This window comes from Streptomyces sp. NRRL F-5122 (assembly GCF_001507435.1).
In the GTDB taxonomy this organism is placed as follows: Bacteria; Actinomycetota; Actinomycetes; order Streptomycetales; family Streptomycetaceae; genus Streptomyces; species Streptomyces lannensis.
The window spans coordinates 76,729-95,887 of record NZ_LMWH01000238.1; the positions used below are offsets into that span (position 1 = coordinate 76,729).

The 19,159-nt window shown below is 69.7% G+C and carries 12 protein-coding genes, 3 tRNA genes and 2 pseudogenes; 8 read left to right on the forward strand and 9 right to left on the reverse strand.

All coding sequences use genetic code 11. The features are described 5' to 3' along the window. Positions 1 to 71 precede the first annotated feature (71 nt). Positions 72 to 731, forward strand: coding sequence for an NADPH-dependent FMN reductase (locus ADL25_RS25365; protein ID WP_059130129.1), 660 nt, complete (start codon positions 72 to 74; stop codon positions 729 to 731). A 412-nt stretch (positions 732 to 1,143) separates the two neighbouring features. On the opposite strand, the pseudogene ADL25_RS50740 reads toward ADL25_RS25365, so the two are convergent. Continuing rightward, positions 1,144 to 1,371, reverse strand: a pseudogene (locus ADL25_RS50740) (chaplin); the annotation flags it as partial. Between the two features lie 435 nt (positions 1,372 to 1,806). Here ADL25_RS50740 and ADL25_RS25375 point away from each other — a divergent pair. Beyond that, positions 1,807 to 2,247: a hypothetical protein gene (locus ADL25_RS25375; RefSeq protein ID WP_059130130.1), complete on the forward strand. Its 441-nt coding sequence runs from the start codon at positions 1,807 to 1,809 to the stop codon at positions 2,245 to 2,247. A 337-nt stretch (positions 2,248 to 2,584) separates the two neighbouring features. Here ADL25_RS25375 and ADL25_RS25380 read toward each other — a convergent pair whose 3' ends face one another. The 4 genes from ADL25_RS25380 to ADL25_RS25395 form a co-directional block, all read right to left on the reverse strand. Then, positions 2,585 to 2,833, reverse strand: a complete 249-nt coding sequence (locus ADL25_RS25380) for a hypothetical protein (protein ID WP_059130131.1) — start codon at positions 2,831 to 2,833, stop codon at positions 2,585 to 2,587. A gap of 335 nt (positions 2,834 to 3,168) precedes the next feature. Further along, positions 3,169 to 3,687 (reverse strand): signal peptidase I, encoded by a 519-nt coding sequence (locus ADL25_RS25385; RefSeq protein WP_059130132.1) that lies wholly within the window; start codon positions 3,685 to 3,687, stop codon positions 3,169 to 3,171. A gap of 71 nt (positions 3,688 to 3,758) precedes the next feature. Then, entirely contained in the window at positions 3,759 to 4,346 is a 588-nt protein-coding gene (locus ADL25_RS25390; protein ID WP_059130133.1) for a hypothetical protein, read from the reverse strand. Between the two features lie 499 nt (positions 4,347 to 4,845). After that, positions 4,846 to 6,882 carry a fibronectin type III domain-containing protein gene (locus tag ADL25_RS25395; RefSeq protein ID WP_159045004.1) on the reverse strand — a complete coding sequence of 679 codons (2,037 nt, stop codon included), beginning with the start codon at positions 6,880 to 6,882 and terminating at the stop codon, positions 4,846 to 4,848. A gap of 350 nt (positions 6,883 to 7,232) precedes the next feature. On the opposite strand from ADL25_RS25395, the gene ADL25_RS25400 reads away from it, so the two are divergent. Beyond that, entirely contained in the window at positions 7,233 to 8,552 is a 1,320-nt protein-coding gene (locus ADL25_RS25400; RefSeq protein ID WP_159045005.1) for an FG-GAP repeat protein, read from the forward strand. 106 nt (positions 8,553 to 8,658) lie between these two features. Here the strand turns inward: ADL25_RS25400 and ADL25_RS25405 are convergent. The 4 genes from ADL25_RS25405 to ADL25_RS25420 all read right to left on the reverse strand — a co-directional run bounded on the left by ADL25_RS25405 (position 8,659) and on the right by ADL25_RS25420 (position 10,637). Next, positions 8,659 to 8,732 (reverse strand) — tRNA-Phe (locus ADL25_RS25405). Between the two features lie 24 nt (positions 8,733 to 8,756). Beyond that, positions 8,757 to 8,831 (reverse strand) — tRNA-Asp (locus ADL25_RS25410). Positions 8,832 to 8,867: 36 nt separating this feature from the next. Further along, positions 8,868 to 8,940 (reverse strand) — tRNA-Glu (locus tag ADL25_RS25415). Between the two features lie 80 nt (positions 8,941 to 9,020). Further along, a complete protein-coding gene (locus ADL25_RS25420; RefSeq protein ID WP_059130136.1) occupies positions 9,021 to 10,637 on the reverse strand; it encodes a metallophosphoesterase family protein in 1,617 nt (538 codons plus the stop codon). A gap of 86 nt (positions 10,638 to 10,723) precedes the next feature. On the opposite strand from ADL25_RS25420, the gene ADL25_RS25425 reads away from it, so the two are divergent. The 5 genes and pseudogenes from ADL25_RS25425 to ADL25_RS25445 all read left to right on the forward strand — a co-directional run bounded on the left by ADL25_RS25425 (position 10,724) and on the right by ADL25_RS25445 (position 19,095). Then, on the forward strand, positions 10,724 to 11,074 hold the full coding sequence (locus ADL25_RS25425) for a metallopeptidase family protein (RefSeq protein WP_059130137.1): 351 nt from the start codon (positions 10,724 to 10,726) through the stop codon (positions 11,072 to 11,074). A gap of 230 nt (positions 11,075 to 11,304) precedes the next feature. After that, entirely contained in the window at positions 11,305 to 11,829 is a 525-nt protein-coding gene (locus ADL25_RS25430; protein ID WP_063805747.1) for a hypothetical protein, read from the forward strand. Between the two features lie 266 nt (positions 11,830 to 12,095). Further along, a pseudogene (locus ADL25_RS25435) lies at positions 12,096 to 14,122 on the forward strand (DEAD/DEAH box helicase). Between the two features lie 883 nt (positions 14,123 to 15,005). Then, positions 15,006 to 17,435, forward strand: coding sequence for an FG-GAP repeat domain-containing protein (locus tag ADL25_RS25440; protein ID WP_234381036.1), 2,430 nt, complete (start codon positions 15,006 to 15,008; stop codon positions 17,433 to 17,435). 94 nt (positions 17,436 to 17,529) lie between these two features. Next, on the forward strand, positions 17,530 to 19,095 hold the full coding sequence (locus ADL25_RS25445; protein ID WP_059130139.1) for an amino acid permease: 1,566 nt from the start codon (positions 17,530 to 17,532) through the stop codon (positions 19,093 to 19,095). The last annotated feature ends 64 nt before the right edge of the window (positions 19,096 to 19,159 follow it).

Here is a 19,159-nt window from a genome sequence, read left to right on the forward strand (position 1 = left end):
CCTCCCGGAACCACACTGGTCACAGGGGCGCCCCGGCCGGGGCGCGTGCTCACGGCGGAAAGGACCGAGTCATGCCCACGGACACATCTCCCGGCCCGCTTCGGGTGCTGGTCTTCGGCGGGGCACTGCGTGCCGATTCGGCCAACGCCCGCCTCGCCGCCCTCGTCGCCCGGCTCATCTCCGCCACCGGTGCGGCGGTCGACCTCGCCTCCATGCGCGACTTCGACATGCCCTTGTACGACGGCGACATGGAGGCCGCGGAGGGACTGCCCCCCGGCGCCCTCGCCCTGCGGGACCGACTCGAACGGAGTGACGCCTTCGTCATCGCCTCGCCGGAGTACAACGCCTCCGTTCCGGGTGTGCTGAAGAACGCGATCGACTGGGTCTCCCGTGTCCGGCCGCAGCCGTTCAAGACCAAGCACGCGATGCTCGTCTCCGCCTCGCCGTCACTGGTCGGCGGCAACCGCGGACTGTGGGCCCTGAGGGTGCCCCTGGAACACCTGGGCACCCGGGTCTACCCGGACATGTTCAGCGTGGCCGACAGCTACCAGGCCTTCGCCGAGGACGGAGCGCTGGCCGACTCGGGGCTGCAGCAGCGTCTCACCGAGACCGTGGCGGGTTTCCTCAGCCTCGTCGAGGCGGACGTGCGCTACGTCTGCCTGGAACGCCGGTGGTACGAGTTCCTGGGGGACCGCACCGACGCGGCCATCACCCAACGGGCCGAGGCGTGACGCGCGGGTGACACGTACGGACTTCGGGCCGAAGGGCGGTCCGGGTCCTGCCGCGCCCGTGCGGTGCGGCGGTTCGGGGAACGGCGGGCGGCGGGTTTTCTTCGCCGTCCTGATTTGCCCGGCCATCACACTTTCGACAACTGCTTCAGCGGCTCGAGGACCCCTGCGGCATTTGCATCGGATACGAGAAGACGAGAAGACCGCCACTTCCTGTGAAGTGGCGGTCTTCCTCGCGTCATTCCTGCATCAGGCAGGTTCCGTCAGAAGACGGGATTCAACTCGTGGCCAGCTCACGGCAGAGGCAGTCCGCGATGCTGCTGGCGTCGTCCTCCGGGGCGACGGTGCCCACGGTGTCGTCTTCGGTGGCGGCCGGGGTGGTGGCCGCGGTCTCGGTCGGCGTGATGTCGGCACCGTTGGCGCAGGTGTTGCCGGCCGCCGGGTTCAGCAGCCCGATCACGTTCACGGTGTTGCCGCAGACGTTCACCGGGATGTCGATGGGCACCTGGATGACGTTGCCGCTCAGGATGCCAGGGGAGCCCGTGGCGCTGCCCTGGGCACCGGAGTCAGCCATGGCCGGAGCAGCGGCCCCGAGAGCAACGACCATACCTGCGGCCACAGCCGCCATTTTCCTGAGCTTCATGCGTTCCTCTCCCTGCAATCATGTCGACGTGCCGCAAGACCGAGTGCTTCTGAGCACTCTTGATCCCGAGCAACAGCATGGAAACGACAACAGCACCAATAAGGCCACTACACACGGGGCAGTTTTCGATATATGCACTCGGATGGCTCATTCGGAGAGGATTCGCCGGGCCGCCGACGGGGCATCACGGGCGGCGAAGTCCTGATGCCCGGGTCGACCATTCGGAGCGCCGGGGCAAGGGTCACCGGTGGCGGACCGGCGCACGCCCGCTGTGCGTGCGGGCGCCCGCCCGACCACCCGATCGTCCTGCGCCTTTGCGGAGTCATGGCCCGATCTTGATCGGATGCCGAAGTCCCGTCCGTACGCTCTCCTGCATCCCCCCACGCGCACCGGCACGGCGCGCACGCGTGCCCTCGGAACACCGCAAGGACAATCATGAACAACCGGCGCAGACAGCAGCTGCTTCAGTCCGTCGCCCCCCTGCTCACCGAGGGAGAGCAGGTCGAGATCACTTCCGTCGCCAAGGTCGGGTCCGTCTCCGCCAAGCGCCGGGTGCTCACCACCGCGCTGGTCGGCGCCCTCACCGCCGGGACGGTGATCGCCACCGTCCAGCCGCGTCCGATGTACTGGGCGCTCACGGACCGGCGGCTGATGTTCTTCGACGCCTCGACGATGTCGGGACGCCCCGGCAAGCTGCTGATGTCCCTGCCGCGCCAGCTGATGTCCGCGGCACCCGTGAAGAAGGCGCTGCTCGGTCTGGGACTGCAGACCGTGCTCACTGTTCAGGGCCAGGAACAGAGTCTGAAGCTCACCTTCCCTCCCGCGTACAAGGCCGCGGGCAGGGACCTCGCCTCCCGCATCGCCGTCGCCGCCTGAGAGGTCACCGACGGGCGCATTCTGCCGGTGCGCCTTGGCCGGCGAATGAACCGTGCACCCCGCCCCAGGACCGGGCTGTGACGGCGACGGTGGTGAGCAGGCGCCGCCCGCCGACTTGGCTTACCCGAGCGTCAGTTCCGTGTCACGGAGGGGAACCGGCGAACCGCCTCGGCCGTGGTGACGGAATGCGAAGGGCCGGTCGCGGTCCGGACGGCACGGTCATCAAGGCCGACGAAGTCGAGGCGCGGGCGCGGAAGGGCGACGGTGCGTCGTATGCGCCGCCGCCCTTGCCTTTTCCGGCCCTGGTCAGTTGGTGAAGCAGAGGGGGAAGTACGGCTCAGCCCCATCCGAACCACGACAGCACGTTTGTGATGCCCAGGACTGCGTGCATGAGGCGCCAGGCGAAACGCAAGCCGATCCGCTCGACCGCGAAGACGAAGAGCAACGCCGCGAACGCTGCCTGCGCTGCGTGCCGCGGCGAGCAGAACAAGCGCGGTATTCGCCGTGCCGGCAGCGGGTTGTCGCATCTCAGGCACGTGCGGCTTTTGGCTTCGGTGGCGCCCTGCGCCTGGATCTCCCCACCCATGCGCGCGACCTTAACGGGCCCGCAGACCGCCGCTCCGCCCGCCCACACCCGACAACTCCCCTTGAAGGAAACAACCATGGCGCCGCCCGGCACGCGTCGCCTGAGCCCGGACGGCATGGACATCCTCCCGTTCGACGCATGGGACTCCGGCCGGTGCATGACCTGGCCGACTAAACGCCGTCCAGGAACCGCACGACCGCTGAAAGAATCCCGTATCGCCGGCGATGCTCCCGGCTGCAGAACCGCCGTCGACGCCAACGACTCCGTGGCTGCTGCACCGGTGCGTCGCACCACCTGCGCGCCGCGTCTCGCGCTCTGGTTCCCCACCCACGCGCTCACCGTATCGGGCCGTTGCCCGGGGCCCAATCGTGTCGGTTGCGTCTGTGCAGTGGCAGAGCGGCAAGCGCAAGCAGAGTGGCAAGTCCAAGCAGCAGGATCGCCTCGGGCACGGGCCGCTTGGCGCGCCAGAGCTGGACTGGCAGCCCGATCGAGGGCACGCGCAACCGTGCTACGCCTTCGAGTGCCGTGGGCCGGATGGGGGTGGAGTCCGGTGTGGAGTTGGCGTCACCTTTCGTGATCAGGTCTTTGTTGGGGAGTACCTGGTAGACCCTATGGGTGAGCAGATGGCCGGGTCGGGTGGGGTCCTGGGCCAGCACGATTTGGCCAACCGCTGGTGTGCGGTCGCGCGGTGGTGGCTGATAGAGAACTACGTCGCCCGGCACGAGGGCGGGACGCATGGAGCCGGACTGCACCACGCACGCCGTCCAGCCCAGCGCCGCCACGGGCAATTGCGCCCACACGAGCAGCCCAATCAGCGAGCCGAGTACGGTACGTGCGGTGACCGAGGTGACCACGCGGATCGGGTCCCGGGCACCTCTGGTCGTGGGTTGGCAGGGCGCGGTGGCGGCTAGGCCACTTGAGGGAGTCACTTGTGTTCCCGCGCTTCCCAGGTGAAGGTCACCTCGTTAGTGACCACGCTTTGCGCGCTGTTGGGTGCGCTCCGGCTGAACTTCCACGCGAAGCGGAAGCTCAGCGAGTTGGGTGGCTTGCCGGGCAGGGTCCAGGGACCCAATCCGGTGCGGAAGTCGGTGTACAGGGCGACGAACTGGTCCAGGGTGCCGTCGAACGCAGTCCTCTGTGGACTGAAGCCCTTGCAGTTGCCGAAGGTGCCGCCGCTGCCTACCTCGATTTTGAGGTTGATGAAGGATTGGTAGTTGCTGGGCCAGTTCGGTGAGCTGCTGTACAGCTTGAGCGCGGTGGGGAAGTCGGCGTTCGACTCGATTCTGATGCAGTTGGAGCCTGTGTCGCCGGGTCGCATGTTGTCGACGCGGAACATGGGCACCTTGCTGTTGTTGGCCAGCCCCAGCGAGCCGGACTCCCACGTGTTGCCGCTGTTGCTGGTGGTCCCACTCCAGTCGGCGTTGGTGGCGCCCCAGACCAGTGCACCGCTGAGCAGCAACCCGAGCGGAACGGGGACCACCTGTGCCAGCACGTGCAGCCAGGGACGCCCCATCGGCCACTCCGTTCAATTGCGACATTCCCTAATATCTTGGTGCATTCTGTCTCATCTGTGTCGGTGCCGCTCCGGTGACAGCGGGAGGCAGAGGGGCGGGGTGTCTGAGGTGCCGAGTAGCCGGAGTCCGGCCATGTCTTTACGACGGCTGCGGGCTCGCCGATCGACCCGAGGAACCTGAATCGCCACTGGTACGCCACGCGGAAACGGGTCAGCCCGTATGAGCACCGTTTCCATGGTCTTCGGCACTCGTTCGTCTCGCTACTCCCGCGTTGAGCGGCGGTGACGGCCGCGCAGGTACGCGCTTGGATGCTGCTGTCTGCGGACGTTGATGTCAGCGTTGATGTCAGACGGCGGGCAAACGACGGGGCCCCGCTGTCCTCAGCGGGGCCCGTCGTTTCGCCTGCCCAGGCGGCCAGTGCAACCGAGACTGCAACCGCGCATGCGAAAGGGCCGGACCGTCTCACGGTCCGGCCCTTTCGCCGCTTCGGTGGCGGCGTCAGCTCCCGGGCTGCAGGATCGTCCAGGCGGCCCCCGGGGCCGACTCGGTCCCGTCGGCGTACACGGCGGTTACCCAGTAGAAGTGGGTGGTACCCGTGGCGGCTGTGGTGTCCGTGTAGGAGAGATCGGTGACCGGCTCCGCCGTCAGCGGCTCGTACGCCGCGGCGTCGGGGTTCCAGCGGTGGACGCGGTAACCGGTCGCTTCCCCGATCGCGTCCCAGCGCAGCTCCACCGTGTGGCCCGAATCAGCGGCCGTGGCCGTGAGATCGAGCGGCGCGCCCGCCGGCGTGTCGACGGACGGAGTCAGATCCAGCTCCGTCACGTCGGCGAACGTCATGCCCTCGTCTTCCGGGTTCAGGTACAGCGTGTAGAGGGAGTTCCCCGAGGTGTCCACGGCATCCACGGAGTAGGTCAGGGTCTCGCCGTCCGGCAGCTCCGCGTCCACGAAGTGGGTGGTGGCGGCGTCGACTTCGGCCAGATTGCACCAGCAGGGAAGCTTCTCTTCCGGCTCCCTGCGAATGATGAACTTGGCGATGTCGGGCGCCGTGCTGGGATCCCAGTCCAGCACCACACCGTAGGGCGTGGCCTTGGCCGTCACCCCGGTGACCGCGGGCGGGGGCGTCCTGTCCACGCGCGTGATCGAATACGGGACGGACCGCTCCGACTCCCGCCCCTTGGCGTCGACGGACGTCACCGTGTACTGGTACGCGGTCCTGGCGACCGCGCTCCGGTCGGTGCAGTAGTGGACCTGCACGTATGGGGTCGAGCCGCCCTGCCCGAAGTCCTCGCACGTGACGGCATGCCAGGAGGGGTCGGCCGAGCCGGGCTCGGCGCGGTAGACGCGGAACCCCGTCGTGCCGGCGTTCAGGCGCGCTTCCCAGAGCAGACGGATACCGGTGTCCGCCTCGTTATTCTCGGCGTGGTAGAGCCAGGGGACGGCCGTGGGCCGGGTGTAGGACAGCACGGCGGACGCCGCCGAGGTGTTGCCCGAGACGTCGGTGGCAGTCACCTTGTAGTGGCGGGGCGTGCTGTAAGGGGCGTCGGTGAGGGTCAGCCACGTCGACTTCGTCGTACCGACGAGGGAGTACGGCCCGGTGGTCGAGTCAGCCCGGTACACCCTGAAGGTGGAGCCCGCCTCGCTCGCCGTCCAGCTCAGAGTGACGTCCCACTGGCTGTCAGCCGCCGTCAGTCCGATGGGTGCCTGCGGAGCCGTCCGGTCAGCGGTCGTGACGGGCAGATCGATGCCGGAGGACGACGTGTTCCCCGCCCTGTCCACGGCGTCGACGCCGAATCGGTAGACCGCACCCGTGGCGGGCAGCGTCGTCGTGTAGGACGTGGCGGTCGTCCGCACCACCAGGGTGCTGGTGCCCGGTCTGCGCAGGTACACCTTGTACCCGGCGAGATCCATCTCCTTGTTCTTGGACCAGGTGAACGTGGCCTTGCTGGAGGCCTGGTCGTACGAGACCCTCGCGCCGGTCGGGGCGAGCGGGGCGGTCTTGTCGACGGTGGCCGAGGTTTTGGGCGCGTAGCCGAACTTGACGTTCGCGCTTCCGGTGAAGGCGGCGAAGTCGACGCGAATGGTGTGCGTGCCCTTGGGGACGGTGACGTTGACCGTCTTGCTGCGGGTCGACGAGACGTTGGACCACAGGTTGATCTTGCGGGTGCCGTCGAGGTAGACGCGGACGGCGTCCTGGACGGCCACGCTGAAGGTGAAGGGCCCGCCGGAACCGAAGTTGCGCGTCATCGTCCAGCGGACCCCGAAGTTGTCGCGTGGGAGCGTGACGCCTGCGGGGTCTCGGGTGCCGTAGCTCTCGCTGATCGCTGTGTCGCACACGGTCAGCTTCGACGTCCCGGCGAACGTGGTGTTCGCGTAGTACGACGCTTTCCACACTCCGGCGGCGCAGGTGGTTGCCGCCTGAGCGCCGGAGGCGGGTAGCGCGAGGCACGCGACGGCCCCCACGAGGGCAGTGCCGACCGCTCTGCGGGTGCCACGGCGGCTCCGCATGCGGCGGCTCCCTGTGAATGTGTCGTTCATGATCCCCTCCCCGGAGAGGGGAGCATCGCACATGGCCGGCAGTCTGCGAAACCGCTTCACATGGCAGCTGATGTAGGCGTTCCGAGGTGCCTCTCACTATCGGGCGCCCCTCAACGCCTTCAGCCGGGGACGTGGCCCGGAACTCGTGCAAACCTCAATCAGTCCGACGATGTCAGAGACCGGCGGGGCCTCGGACCCTCTGTCTACTTGGATCACCTACGCTCCTGCCGTCTCACTGTGCACACGGAGGGGATATCAGGGTGGGGAAGAGAAGAAGAGACAGCATCGCGGCGGCAGTTACGGTGACGGCGGCCGCCGTGACAGGCGTGGTCGCCATACCCGGTGAGGCCGTGGCAAAGCCGATCGCCGCCCCCGCGGACTTCAACGGCGACGGATACCGGGACCTGGTCGTCCCGGCGCCCACAGCCAAGGTCGGGGGCAAGGACGGGGCCGGCGCGGTCGTCGTGCTCTACGGCGCCAAGACCGGCGTGTCCGCCTCGCGCAGGGCCGTCATCACGCAGAACACCGCCGGTGTGCCCGACAGCGCCGAGACTGAGGACCTGTTCGGGTCCTCGACCGCTTACGCCGATCTGGACAAGGACGGCTACAGCGACCTGATCGTCGGGGCGCCCTGGGAGGACCTGGGCACCACCAAGGACGTCGGCACCGTCACCGTCTTGTGGGGCGGCAAGAACGGCCTGTCCGCGGCGAGCACGCTGCCGTCGCCGCGGGTCTCGTACGGCCAGTACGGCTTGGACGTCGCCGCCGTACGCGACAGCCAGGGGCCCCGCGTCCTGGTGGGCGGGTACGACGGATCGATCGAGTTCAGCGGCACCTTCAAGCGCACCGGATCGGTCAGCGCGAAGACGTCGTACGTCGGGTTGACGGGGTCCGTGGGCGTCGTCGACCTCGGGGACCTCAACCACGACGGCCGAGCGGAGCGCATCGTCACTACGCTCCGGGCCGGCGGTTACAGCGGCGGGCGCGTGTATGTGGATCCCTCGAACGGGAATCGCGCCCCGCTGCCCACCGACGGCACCACGACCGCTGTCGGGGACGTCAACGGCGACGGCTATAACGACTTGGTCGTCGGCGACCCCGACGAGCCGACGACCGGCACAAGCGGTCACAGGGGCGGCGAGCTCACTCTCTGGTACGGCGGTCCGCTGGGCCTCGCCGACGCCAAGCCTGTACACATCAGCCAGGACAGCCCCGGCGTCTACGGCACGTCGGACACGCACAACAGGTTCGGCACCGCCATCGCCGTCACCGACCTGAACAAGGACGGCCTTGGCGACATCGTCGTCGGCGTCCCCGGCCAGACACAGAGCAACCAGGCTGGTGCTGGGGTCGTCGTCGTCATCCCCGGCAAGAAGACCGGGACGCCCGGCACCGGCTCGTACCCGCTGTCCCAGGAGACCGTGTCCGTGCCCGGGACGTCGGCCCAGGGTGACGCCTTCGGCACCACGCTCACGGTCGGGGACCTCGACAAGGACGGCCACCCCGATGTGATCGTCGGCGGCGGGGGTGAGGACCACTACCGCGGCGCGGTCTGGATCCTGCGCGGCACGTCCACACGGCCGACCGGAACGGGCGGTGTGGAGCTGACCGCGTCGAAGCTCGGAGCGGGCGGCGAATCCCCCCAAATCGGAGGCTTCCAGCCGTCGTAGGCCTCGGTCACGCCCCGCCTCCTCGATGTCAGCGGGTGATGTCACGGGCACGAAAAGGCCCCCTCCGAAGATCCTCGGAGGGGGCTTTGCCCTGATAGGGCGGCGGTGGCTGGGGCCGGGGTCGAACCGGCGACCTTCCGCTTTTCAGGCGGACGCTCGTACCAACTGAGCTACCCAGCCGCAAGGTTTCACGTGAAACCTTAGCGGTCCTGACGGGATTTGAACCCGCGGCCTCCACCTTGACAGGGTGGCGAGCACTCCAAACTGCTCCACAGGACCAAGCGTGCGTACGACAGTGTCGCACATGGTGGTGCGTGCCCCCAACGGGATTCGAACCCGTGCTACCGCCTTGAAAGGGCGGCGTCCTAGGCCGCTAGACGATGAGGGCTATCGGCCCGCCTGCGCGCTTCTCAGCGCGTCGGGGACGTGAGAAGCATATGGGATGCGGGGAGCGTTCGCCAAAACAGTTCAGGGGGCGCTCGACGCAGGGGGCGCGCCGGGACGGGACGGGGTCGAGGTGGAGCTGCCGGGTGGCGTGGAGGTCGGGGGTGACGTGTCGGGGGAAGGCCCGGTGTCCGGCTGGTTCTCCTCGGCCAGATGGCGGGACACCTCGGCCGTGGTCTGGCCCAGGCCGCCGAGTTTGATCTCGTCCCAGGCCTGCAGACGTCGGGTGTCCCGGTCCAGATAGAGGACCGAGGCCTCGATGGGTGCCGGGTACTTGTGCTCGACCGCACGCAGCCCGCTGCCGCCCGTCGAGCCCTCGATGCGCAGCCGGGTGCCGTACTTCATGATCTCCGTTCCCTCGTGGTGCAGATGCCCGGCGAGCACCAGGGGCACCGCGCCGTCCGTTCCGCGTGCGGCTGTGGGCTCATGGGCGATGGCGATGTCGACGGGGGTGCCGGCGGCCTTCTGGTCGGTCAAGGCCGCGGCCAGGCGGGCGCCCGCGAGCTCCTCGGCCCGTTCGCCGCCCGGCTCGACCGAGCGGTCGGGGGTGAACTGGGGGTCGCCGATCCCGGCGAACCGCAGGCCTGCGACGGACACCGCCTTGCCGTCGTCCAGCACGTGGACGTTCTTCAAGCCCTCCAGATAGCGCTGGGTGGCGCGGGAGTCGTGGTTGCCGCGGACCCAGACGTACGGGGCGCCGAGGTCGGAGATCGGGTCGAGGAAGCCGTTCTCCGCGGCCGTGCCGTGGTCCATGGTGTCGCCCGAGTCGACGATCACGTTGATCTTGTACTGCTCCACCAGTGACGCGATGATCTTCCAGCTCGCCGGGTTGAGGTGGATGTCGGAGACGTGCAGGACCCGGATGGTCGTCGGGTCGGGGTCGTAGGCCGGGAGTGTGGACGTGACGTCGTAGAGCTTGGTCACGTTCGTCACCAGGCGTGCCAACTCCTCCTGGTAGACATTGAATTCCGTGACGATGCTGCGCGCGTTGCCGACCACGGACGGGGCGGAGGACAGCAGTCCGGAGAACCTCGGTTCCAGGACCGACTTGGGGTTCCAGGTGGCCCAGGCCGTCGCCCCGGAGGCGGCGAGGAGGGTCAGTGCCAGACCGCCGGCGGCGAGGGCGCGGCGCGGACGGCGGTAGACGGCCAGCCCGAGCGCGGTGGCGCCGGCGACCACGGCCACGCCGGAGCGCACGGCGAGGTCAACCGTGCCGTGTTCGACGTCGTGGGCGATCTCCTCCTGGAGCCCGGAGATCCGCTCCGGGTGGTCGACCAGGGCCTGGGCGCGGTCCGGGTCGAGCTGGTCGACGTTCACGTCGAGGCGGACGGGTGCCTTGTGGCTGTCCAGCTCCAGGGCGCCGAGCGGCGAGACGTTGATCTTCGTACCGCCGGCGAGCGAGGGACGCAGCGTCATGGTGGTGTTCATGGGCCCCACCGGGACGCGTACGTTGCCCACGATCAGCAGGCCGAGCCAGGCGCCCAGGAGGACGACGGCGACCATGCCGAGCGCCCGGAGCCAGGGATGGGGCTGTGGGACCAGTTCGGCGGACGGATGGGGTCGGAGCGAGCGGTAGTACCGGGCGAGCGTGCCTGACGCCCTTCGTATTCCAAGCTGAGCTGCGGCGGGGACGCGGGCCATTGGTCCCGTATGCCCAAGTTCCCCGGCTGATATGCGGAACGGTTCACGGCTCTCCTCGGACGGGGTTCGTACCGGACAATGGCCCTGTGCTGGAGATGACGCGCGAGGAGTTCGAGGAACTGGTCGCCGAGGCGCTCGACCGGATCCCGCCGGAGCTGACGCGGCTGATGGACAACGTGGCGGTGTTCGTCGAGGACGAGCCGTCCGCCGACGACCCCGAGCTGCTCGGACTGTACGAGGGGACTCCGCTGACGGACCGCGGGGAGTGGTACGCGGGGGTGCTGCCGGACCGGATCACCGTCTACCGGGGGCCGACCCTGCGGATCTGCGAGACGCGTGCGGACGTGGTGGCGGAGACCGAGGTCACGGTGGTCCACGAGATCGCCCATCACTTCGGGATCGACGACGCCCGGCTGCACGCGCTCGGGTACGGATGACGGCGCCGGACGGCGTGTGTGCGCGGGCGCCGGGCCCTGTGGACCGGGGACGCGACTCGCCGGACGCGTGACGTTCTCCCCCGGGTGCGTGTCCTCCCGTGGGTACGGGGAGTTGGGCAGGGGGACTCCTCGCACCTTCCCCGCGCTCTCGGCCGCTCCCCAGGTTCTCGGTTCCACCGGACCGGGGGACCCTCACGGGCAGGGGAGACCCCTATCGGAGGTGGCTGCCCGTGCGCGCCTGTTACGTACTCGTCCGTCTGGCCGCCGCGGTCATGGTCGTGGCCGCGGTCGCCGGCTGCATGAGCGTGGGGGACGACGAGGGCAGTCCCTCCCCGTCGCACTCGGCGGGACACCACGGAGGGGGTGCACCCGGCGGCGGGTCGGCGGTGGGCCAGGGTGTGGGTGGCGGCCGCGGCGGGGCCGCGGTCAAGGGCGGTTCGACCGACCCGGACGAGTCCTCCGGGACCTCCGCGTCCCCTTCCTCCTCCGAGTCCGAGCACGGTGGCAAGGGCAAGGACGGCAAGCCGACCGCCGGGCACACCGAGGGCAAGGGGGGTGACGGAGGGGTGCCTCCCGCTCCGACGGACGGGAATCCGACCCCGACGGACAGCACGGCGGATCCGACACCGCCGAGCGAGCCGGACCCCGCCTCGTCCACGCCGACGACCGCCGAGCCCTCGTCCTCGGCGCATGAGCAGACCACCCAGCTGATGCAGCGGGAGCCCGCGCCCCGTGCGGGCGTTCCGGCGATGTAGCCGTCCGCCCGCCCGGGGAGGCCCACGGCGGGGCGAAGCGGCCGTGTGGTGAGGGTCACCCGTGGCGGGCGGGACTCGGTTTGCACTCGACGGGGCCGGGTGCGTATGGTGGTAGATCGTTTGATCCCATTTGCCCGGCGCCACAAAGACGCGCCGCGTGTGGCGCGTACTCTCCCTTGCCGTGGCCGGACCGCATTGAGGCGGTCGAATGCGACTTCACGGATGTTTGGGCGCGTGCCGTGAACTCCGGAAGGTTCGCATTTCGCATGTCTGCTGTCAGTACTGAGCACGTCGTCCTGTCCGAGGACACCGAGGGCGGGGAAACCGCCCCCGAGGTGACTTTCGCCGATCTAGGGCTCCCCGAGGGCATCGTCCGCAAGCTCGCCCAGAACGGCGTCACCGTCCCCTTCCCGATCCAGGCCGCGACCATCCCGGACGCCCTGGTCGGCAAGGACATCCTCGGCCGCGGCCGCACGGGTTCCGGCAAGACGCTCTCCTTCGGTCTGCCGACCCTCGCCACCCTGGCGGGCGGCCGCACCGAGAAGAAGAAGCCGCGGGCCGTGATCCTCACGCCGACCCGTGAGCTCGCCATGCAGGTCGCGGACGCGCTGCAGCCGTACGGCGACGTGCTCGGCCTGAAGATGAAGGTCGTCTGCGGCGGCACGTCCATGGCGAACCAGATCTACGCCCTCGAGCGCGGTGTGGACGTTCTGGTCGCCACGCCCGGCCGTCTGCGCGACATCATCAACCGCGGTGCCTGCTCCCTCGAGAACGTGCAGATCGCGGTGCTCGACGAGGCCGACCAGATGTCGGACCTGGGCTTTCTTCCCGAGGTCACCGAGCTGCTCGACCAGGTGCCGGCCGACGGCCAGCGCATGCTCTTCTCCGCGACCATGGAGAACGAGATCCAGACCCTCGTCGACCGGTACCTGAACGAGCCGGTGAGCCACGAGGTCGACGCCGCCCAGGGCGCCGTGACGACCATGTCGCACCACATCCTCATCGTTAAGCCCAAGGACAAGGCCCCGGTCACCGCGGCGATCGCCTCCCGCAAGGGGCGGACCATCGTCTTCGTCCGCACCCAGCTCGGTGCCGACCGGGTCGCCGAGCAGATGCGCGACGCCGGTGTGAAGGCGGATGCGCTGCACGGCGGCATGACGCAGGGCGCGCGCACCCGGACGCTGGCCGACTTCAAGGACGGCTACGTGAACGTGCTCGTCGCCACGGACGTCGCGGCCCGCGGCATCCACGTCGACGGGATCGACCTCGTCCTGAACGTGGACCCGGCCGGCGACCACAAGGACTACCTGCACCGCGCCGGACGCACGGCCCGCGCCGGCCGTACCGGCACGGTCGTCTCCCTCGCCCTGCCGCACCAGCGGCGCCAGATCTTCCGGCTGATGGAGGACGCGGGCGTCGACGCCTCGCGCCACATCATCCAGGGCGGGGCCGCGTTCGACCCCGAGGTCGCCGACATCACCGGCGCCCGGTCCATGACCGAGGTCCAGGCCGAGTCCGCCGGCAACGCCGCGCAGCAGGCCGAGCGCGAGGTCGCCCACCTCACCAAGCAGCTGGAGCACGCCACCCGGCGTGCGACCGAACTGCGCGAGGAGGCGGACCGGTTGGTCGCCCGTGCCGCGCGGGAGCGGGGCGAGGACCCGGAGTCGGCGGTCCAGGCGGCCACCGACGCGTCCACGGCGGCCGCCGAGGCGCCGGAGGCGGGGATCTCCGTGCCCGAGCAGCCGACCGCCCAGGACGTCGAGCGTGCCGAGCGCGAGGAGCGGCCGGCCGGTTCGTCGTACGAGCGCCGTGAACAGCGCGACGATCGGGGCGGTTCCCACCGCGACCGCGAGTTCGACCGGGGCCGTGACCGCCGGGACGACCGCGGAGGCTTCAACCGCGACCGGGACCGTGGTTTCGACCGTCGGGACGGCGAGCGTGGTGAGCGTGGCGGCCGTTCCGCCGGGACGACCGCGGAGGCTTCAACCGCGACCGGGACCGTGGTTTCGACCGTCGGGACGGCGAGCGTGGTGAGCGTGGCGGCCGTTCCTTCGAGCGTCGTGACGACCGTGGCGGTTTCCGCCGGGACAACGACCGGCGTCCGTTCGAGCGCCGTGACGACCGCGGTGGGCACCGTGGCAGCGACCGGCCCTTCAACCGCGACCGCCAGGGCGACCGCCCCGGCTTCCGCGCCGGCGGTCACGAGCGCCCGTTCGGCCGCCGTGACGACCACCGCGGCTCGGGCGGGTTCGGCCGCCGCGAGGACAAGCCCCGCTGGAAGCGCAACGGCTGACGCCGGGCGCGCCCCCGCGCGCAGTGAACGCCGTGGCCCCCCACCGATTCCGGTGGGGGGCCACGGCGTTCGTGGTGCCGAAGCCGCCGCACGAGGCGCGGTAATCGCGTTCCGGCATGCTGTGAACTTCTTATACGATCAGCGGGCTTTGAGGGGGATGTGGCGGCTGGGGGCCGGGGGAATCCGATGCGTGCACCGCACGCACACGCATCCCCTCTCATGTTTTCGGGGAGGGATTTCCTTGTCGCGTCATGCCTTCACATGCCTGAGGCTGATCGCCGCGTCCGCCGTTCTCGCCGCCGGGCTGGGACCTATGCTGCCATCGGCTGCATTCGCGGACGGGCCGCACGAGACGGTGGTTCCGGCGACGTTGCGCAGCACCTACACCTCCGCCCGGCTCTTCCAGGGGTCGACCTACACGGGCCACGACGGCGCCGGGACCCAGGGCGTCTTCCACTCGCTGGAGGGGTACACCGGTCAAGTCTGGACGCGTTATGCGGACGGGCGGACCGTGCCCGTGGTCAAGCCCGCCGGGGCGACCTCCGCCCTGGCGACCGGCGGCGACGTGATCGCCTACCAGTACGGCGGGGGACGGGTCGATCTGTGGAACGCGGTGGACGGGACCACCCGCAGCGTGCAGACGCCCGCGGGGCTCCAACTGCTCACCGAGTACAGCGACCTGGCGGTCGGCTGGCGCAGTGTGCAGGCCCCCGACGGGACCACCGTGCGGGAGATGCACCTCCTGATCCCGGACGCCGACGGGACCACACGCGACGTGCCCGTCGGAGGACTGCCCGAGGGTGTGAACCTCGGGGCGCCCGTGGGCGGGGACGCCACGGGTCTGCTGTTCAACGCCTCCGAGGACGGGCGTTATCTGTCGATCATGGTCGACCGGAGGACGGGGCAGATCCAGAGCCTGACCCCGCTGCGCTCCAAGGTCTATCTCAAGGCGCAGGTCACCGCCGATCACGTGGTGCTGTTCAACCCCGACGAGGCCACCGTCCAGGTGCTTTCCCGTTCCGATCTGTCGGCCGCCCCGGTCGGGGTCACGCTGGACGGCACGGGGAGCGTGAACCCCGCAGACGGTCTCGCCGTGGTCGGTGACTGGCTGGTCCACCGGCCCAGCGCCGGTACGGCCGTGACGGCGGTGCCCATCGCCGGCGGTGCCGCGGTGACCGTGCTCACCTCGTCGGACTCCCCCGTCTCCGCCGTCTCCGACGGCACGGCCGTGGTCGTCGGGCGCACCACCGCCGACGACTGGGGCATCCAGCGCATCCGCACGGGCGCGGACGGCCGGCCCGCCGTCACCCAGGTCAAGGCGCTGCCGAAACCGCCGTACAGGATCGAGGGCCTTGCCCTGGAGCAGGGGCGGCTGATCGTCGCGGAAGAGCGCGATCAGGGGTACCGGCAGGCCTACGGCCGGACCGTCGCGGCGACCGGAACGCCCGAGTTCGGTGAGCGTTCCCTGTACAGCGACGATCTGTTCGGCTGCCCGTCGGCGGAGGGCGCCTGCCGGCTGTTCGCCACGCCGGACAACCGCGCGGTATGGCTGACGCGGGACACGGGGAGCATCGACCGCCTCCGGGCCGACGGGCCCGACGAGGGCGGCTGGCGAGAGTTGAGCCTTCCTGCGGGAGGGCAGATCACCGACGCCTCGGGCCGGTACGTGATCCACACGACCGCGACCCAGCAGCGGGTCGTCCAGGTCGACAACGAGGTCGCGAGCGTCGTCCGCGCACCCGGCGCCGCCGCTCTGTCGGGCGACGTGCTGTGGACGGCGGGGACCACCCCCGGCACGGTCACGGCCTACGACCTGACGACGAAGAAGACCACCGAGACCCTCACGATCGACGCCGGGTGCACGCCCACCGAACTCCAGGCGTTCGGCCGCTGGATCTACTGGACCTGCGACGGGAAGGCCGGGGTCTACGACCGCGACACGCACAGGTCCGTGCCCGTTCCGGCGGACGAGGCGAAGCTGGGCGACGGTTTTGTCGTCACGCACGACCGGCGGGCCGGGAAGCTGACGCTCACGACGGTCACGGACGGAACGCCCGTGAGCCGGGTCATCGGCGATCTGCCGGACACCGGGGTCTCGCAGCGGGACGTGCGCTGGACGGTCGACGAGTCCGGCCCGAACGCCGCCTACGTCGACGAGCAGGAGCGTGTGCATCTCGTACCGTCCGGAGTGCCGCAGCAGGCGCTGAGTCCGTTGGACCCGGCGGAGTCCAGCGACAGCGTCTTCGCGGACCAGGGCGACACCGGTCCCGCCCTGACCAGGGTCGAGCTGTCGAAGCCCGCGGCGAACTGGCGTCTGACGGTGCGCAGCAAGGCGACCGGCAAGGTCGTCGACACCCGCGACGGCGGGGAGGCGCGCGGTGAGCTGGCGGTGAAGTGGCACGGGACGACCAGTACGGGCTATCTCCCCAACGGGCTCTACTACTGGACGCTCTCGGTCGCGCCGGCGGACGGCGTGGGCGGACCGCTGGAGACGAAGGGCACGGTCCGGCTGCTGCACGGCGGCGCGGCGCGCCATGACTTCGCGGGCAGCGTTTCGCAGGACCCGGACGGCGTCGGCGATCTGCTCACCCTCGACTCCTCGGGCGGTCTGACGATCCACGACGGGACGGGGACCGGGAAGTTCTCCGCGCAGACGACCGCTACGGGCTGGTCCACGTCGATCAAGGCGGTCCCGTTCGGGGACCTGAGCGGGGACCGCTGCAACGACGTGCTGGTGAAGCTGAGCAGCGGTGCCGTGCGGTTGTACAAGCCGGGTTGTGGTGCGGCGCTGAAGCCGACCACGTCGTACACGACGCTCGTGACCAGTGGCTGGAACGCGTACGACGTGCTGACCTCGCCGGGGGACATCAGCGGTGACGGGCGGGCCGACCTGCTCGCCCGCAACGCCGCGACCGGTGCGGTCTACCTGTACAAGGGCACCAGCACCGGAAAACTCTCCACACGCGTCAAGCTGTACGACAACTGGAAGACGTACAAGAAGGTCGTGGGTGTGGGTGACCTCAACGGTGACGGCATCGGGGACCTGATCGCCCAGGACAAGGCCAATACCCTCTATCGCTACTACGGCACCGGGAAGGGCTCCTTCGCCTCCCGGGTGCGGTTGTTCACGGGTTGGGGGAACTCGTACAACGTGGTGGTCGGGGCGGGTGACATCACGGGGGACGGCAAGGCGGACATCGTTGCGCGGGACACCGCGGGCAACCTGTTCCGGCAGACCGGTTACGGCAACGGGTCCTTCGCGCCGCGGGTGAAGATCGGCACCGGCTGGCAGAAGTACAAGGGGATCTTCTAGCGGTTCCCGGGGCGGCCACCCGTACGACAACTTTTGGCCATAACAACCACTGTGTGGCGCATGTCACGTCCTCGGCGAGGGAATCGCTGGGGACATGACATCTCCCTCACCCTCCGGCGCCCGCGGCCCTTCGGGGACCGCGGGCGCCGCCGTGTCCGACGAGGAACGGCTCGCCCAGCTCGGCTACACCCAGGTCCTCGCCCGCCGGATGTCGGCGTTCTCCAACTACGCGGTGTCCTTCACGATCATCTCGGTTCTCTCGGGCTGCCTGACGCTCTATCTGTTCGGCATGAACACGGGCGGCCCGGCCGTGATGACCTGGGGCTGGGTCGTCGTCGGCCTGATGACCCTGTTCGTCGGACTGTCCATGGCCGAGATCTGCTCGGCGTATCCGACCTCGGCGGGCCTGTACTTCTGGGCCCACCGCCTCGCGCCCCCGCGGACCGCCGCGGCCTGGGCCTGGTTCACGGGCTGGTTCAACGTGCTGGGCCAGGTGGCGGTGACGGCGGGGATCGACTTCGGTGCCGCGTCCTTCCTGGGCGCCTACCTCAACCTCCAGTTCGACTTCGAGGTGACACCGGGCCGCACGGTGCTGCTGTTCGCGGCGATCCTGGTGCTGCACGGGCTGCTGAACACCTTCGGCGTCCGGATCGTCGCCTTCCTCAACGGCGTCAGCGTCTGGTGGCACGTGGTGGGGGTCGGGGTGATCGTCGGAGCGCTGGCCTTCGTGCCGGACCACCACCAGTCGGCGTCCTTCGTGTTCTCGAAGTTCGTGAACAACACGGGTTGGGGCAGCGGGGTCTACGTGGTGCTGTTGGGGCTGCTGATGGCCCAGTACACCTTCACCGGCTACGACGCCTCCGCCCATATGACGGAGGAGACGCACGACGCGTCGACGGCCGGCCCCAGGGGGATCGTCCGGTCGATCTGGACGTCGTGGGTGGCCGGGTTCGTGCTGCTGCTCGGCTTCACCTTCGCCATCCAGTCCTACGACAAGGAGCTCGCGTCCCCGACGGGCGCACCACCCGCCCAGATCCTGCTGGACGCCCTCGGCGCGACCGCGGGCAAGCTGCTGCTCCTCGTGGTGATCGGCGCCCAGCTGTTCTGCGGGATGGCGTCGGTGACGGCCAACAGCCGGATGATCTACGCCTTTTCACGCGACGGCGCCCTGCCCTTCTCGCATGTCTGGCACACGGTCGATCCGCGTACGCGCACACCCGTGGCCGCCGTCTGGCTCGCCGCGCTCGGCGCTCTGGCCCTCGGTCTGCCGTACTTGATCAACTACACGGCCTACGCGGCCGTCACCTCGATCGCCGTCATCGGGCTGTACGTCGCCTATGTGATCCCGACCCTGCTGCGGGTGCGCAAGGGCGAGGCGTTCGAACGCGGACCCTGGCACCTGGGCCGCTGGTCGCACATCGTCGGGGTGGTGTCGGTCGGGTGGGTCGGGGTCATCACGGTCCTCTTCATGCTGCCGCAGGTCTCCCCCGTCACCTGGGAGACCTTCAACTACGCCCCGGTGGCGGTCCTTGCGGTGCTCGGCTTCGCGGCGACCTGGTGGCTGGTGTCGGCCCGGCACTGGTTCCTGAACCCCGAGCACGCGCGCACACGCGCACGGGAGGCGGCTCGGGCCGGGGCGCCGACGGTGGAGGATCCGTAGGACCGGGCGGGGCGGTGGGGCCATCCGCAGGATCTCGGCCGTCGGTGTGGCCGGGTCACCGATA

Bases quoted from the DNA above. Each gene is read 5' to 3' on its own strand.
- ADL25_RS25365 (WP_059130129.1), top strand. From the start codon at position 72: ATGCCCACGGACACATCTCCCGGCCCGCTTCGGGTGCTGGTCTTCGGC.
- ADL25_RS25375 (WP_059130130.1), top strand. From the start codon at position 1,807: ATGAACAACCGGCGCAGACAGCAGCTGCTTCAGTCCGTCGCCCCCCTG.
- ADL25_RS25380 (WP_059130131.1), bottom strand. From the start codon at position 2,833: ATGGGTGGGGAGATCCAGGCGCAGGGCGCCACCGAAGCCAAAAGCCGC.
- ADL25_RS25390 (WP_059130133.1), bottom strand. From the start codon at position 4,346: ATGGGGCGTCCCTGGCTGCACGTGCTGGCACAGGTGGTCCCCGTTCCG.
- ADL25_RS25395 (WP_159045004.1), bottom strand. From the start codon at position 6,882: ATGAACGACACATTCACAGGGAGCCGCCGCATGCGGAGCCGCCGTGGC.
- ADL25_RS25420 (WP_059130136.1), bottom strand. From the start codon at position 10,637: ATGGCCCGCGTCCCCGCCGCAGCTCAGCTTGGAATACGAAGGGCGTCA.
- ADL25_RS25440 (WP_234381036.1), top strand. From the start codon at position 15,006: ATGGTCGACCGGAGGACGGGGCAGATCCAGAGCCTGACCCCGCTGCGC.
- ADL25_RS25445 (WP_059130139.1), top strand. From the start codon at position 17,530: ATGACATCTCCCTCACCCTCCGGCGCCCGCGGCCCTTCGGGGACCGCG.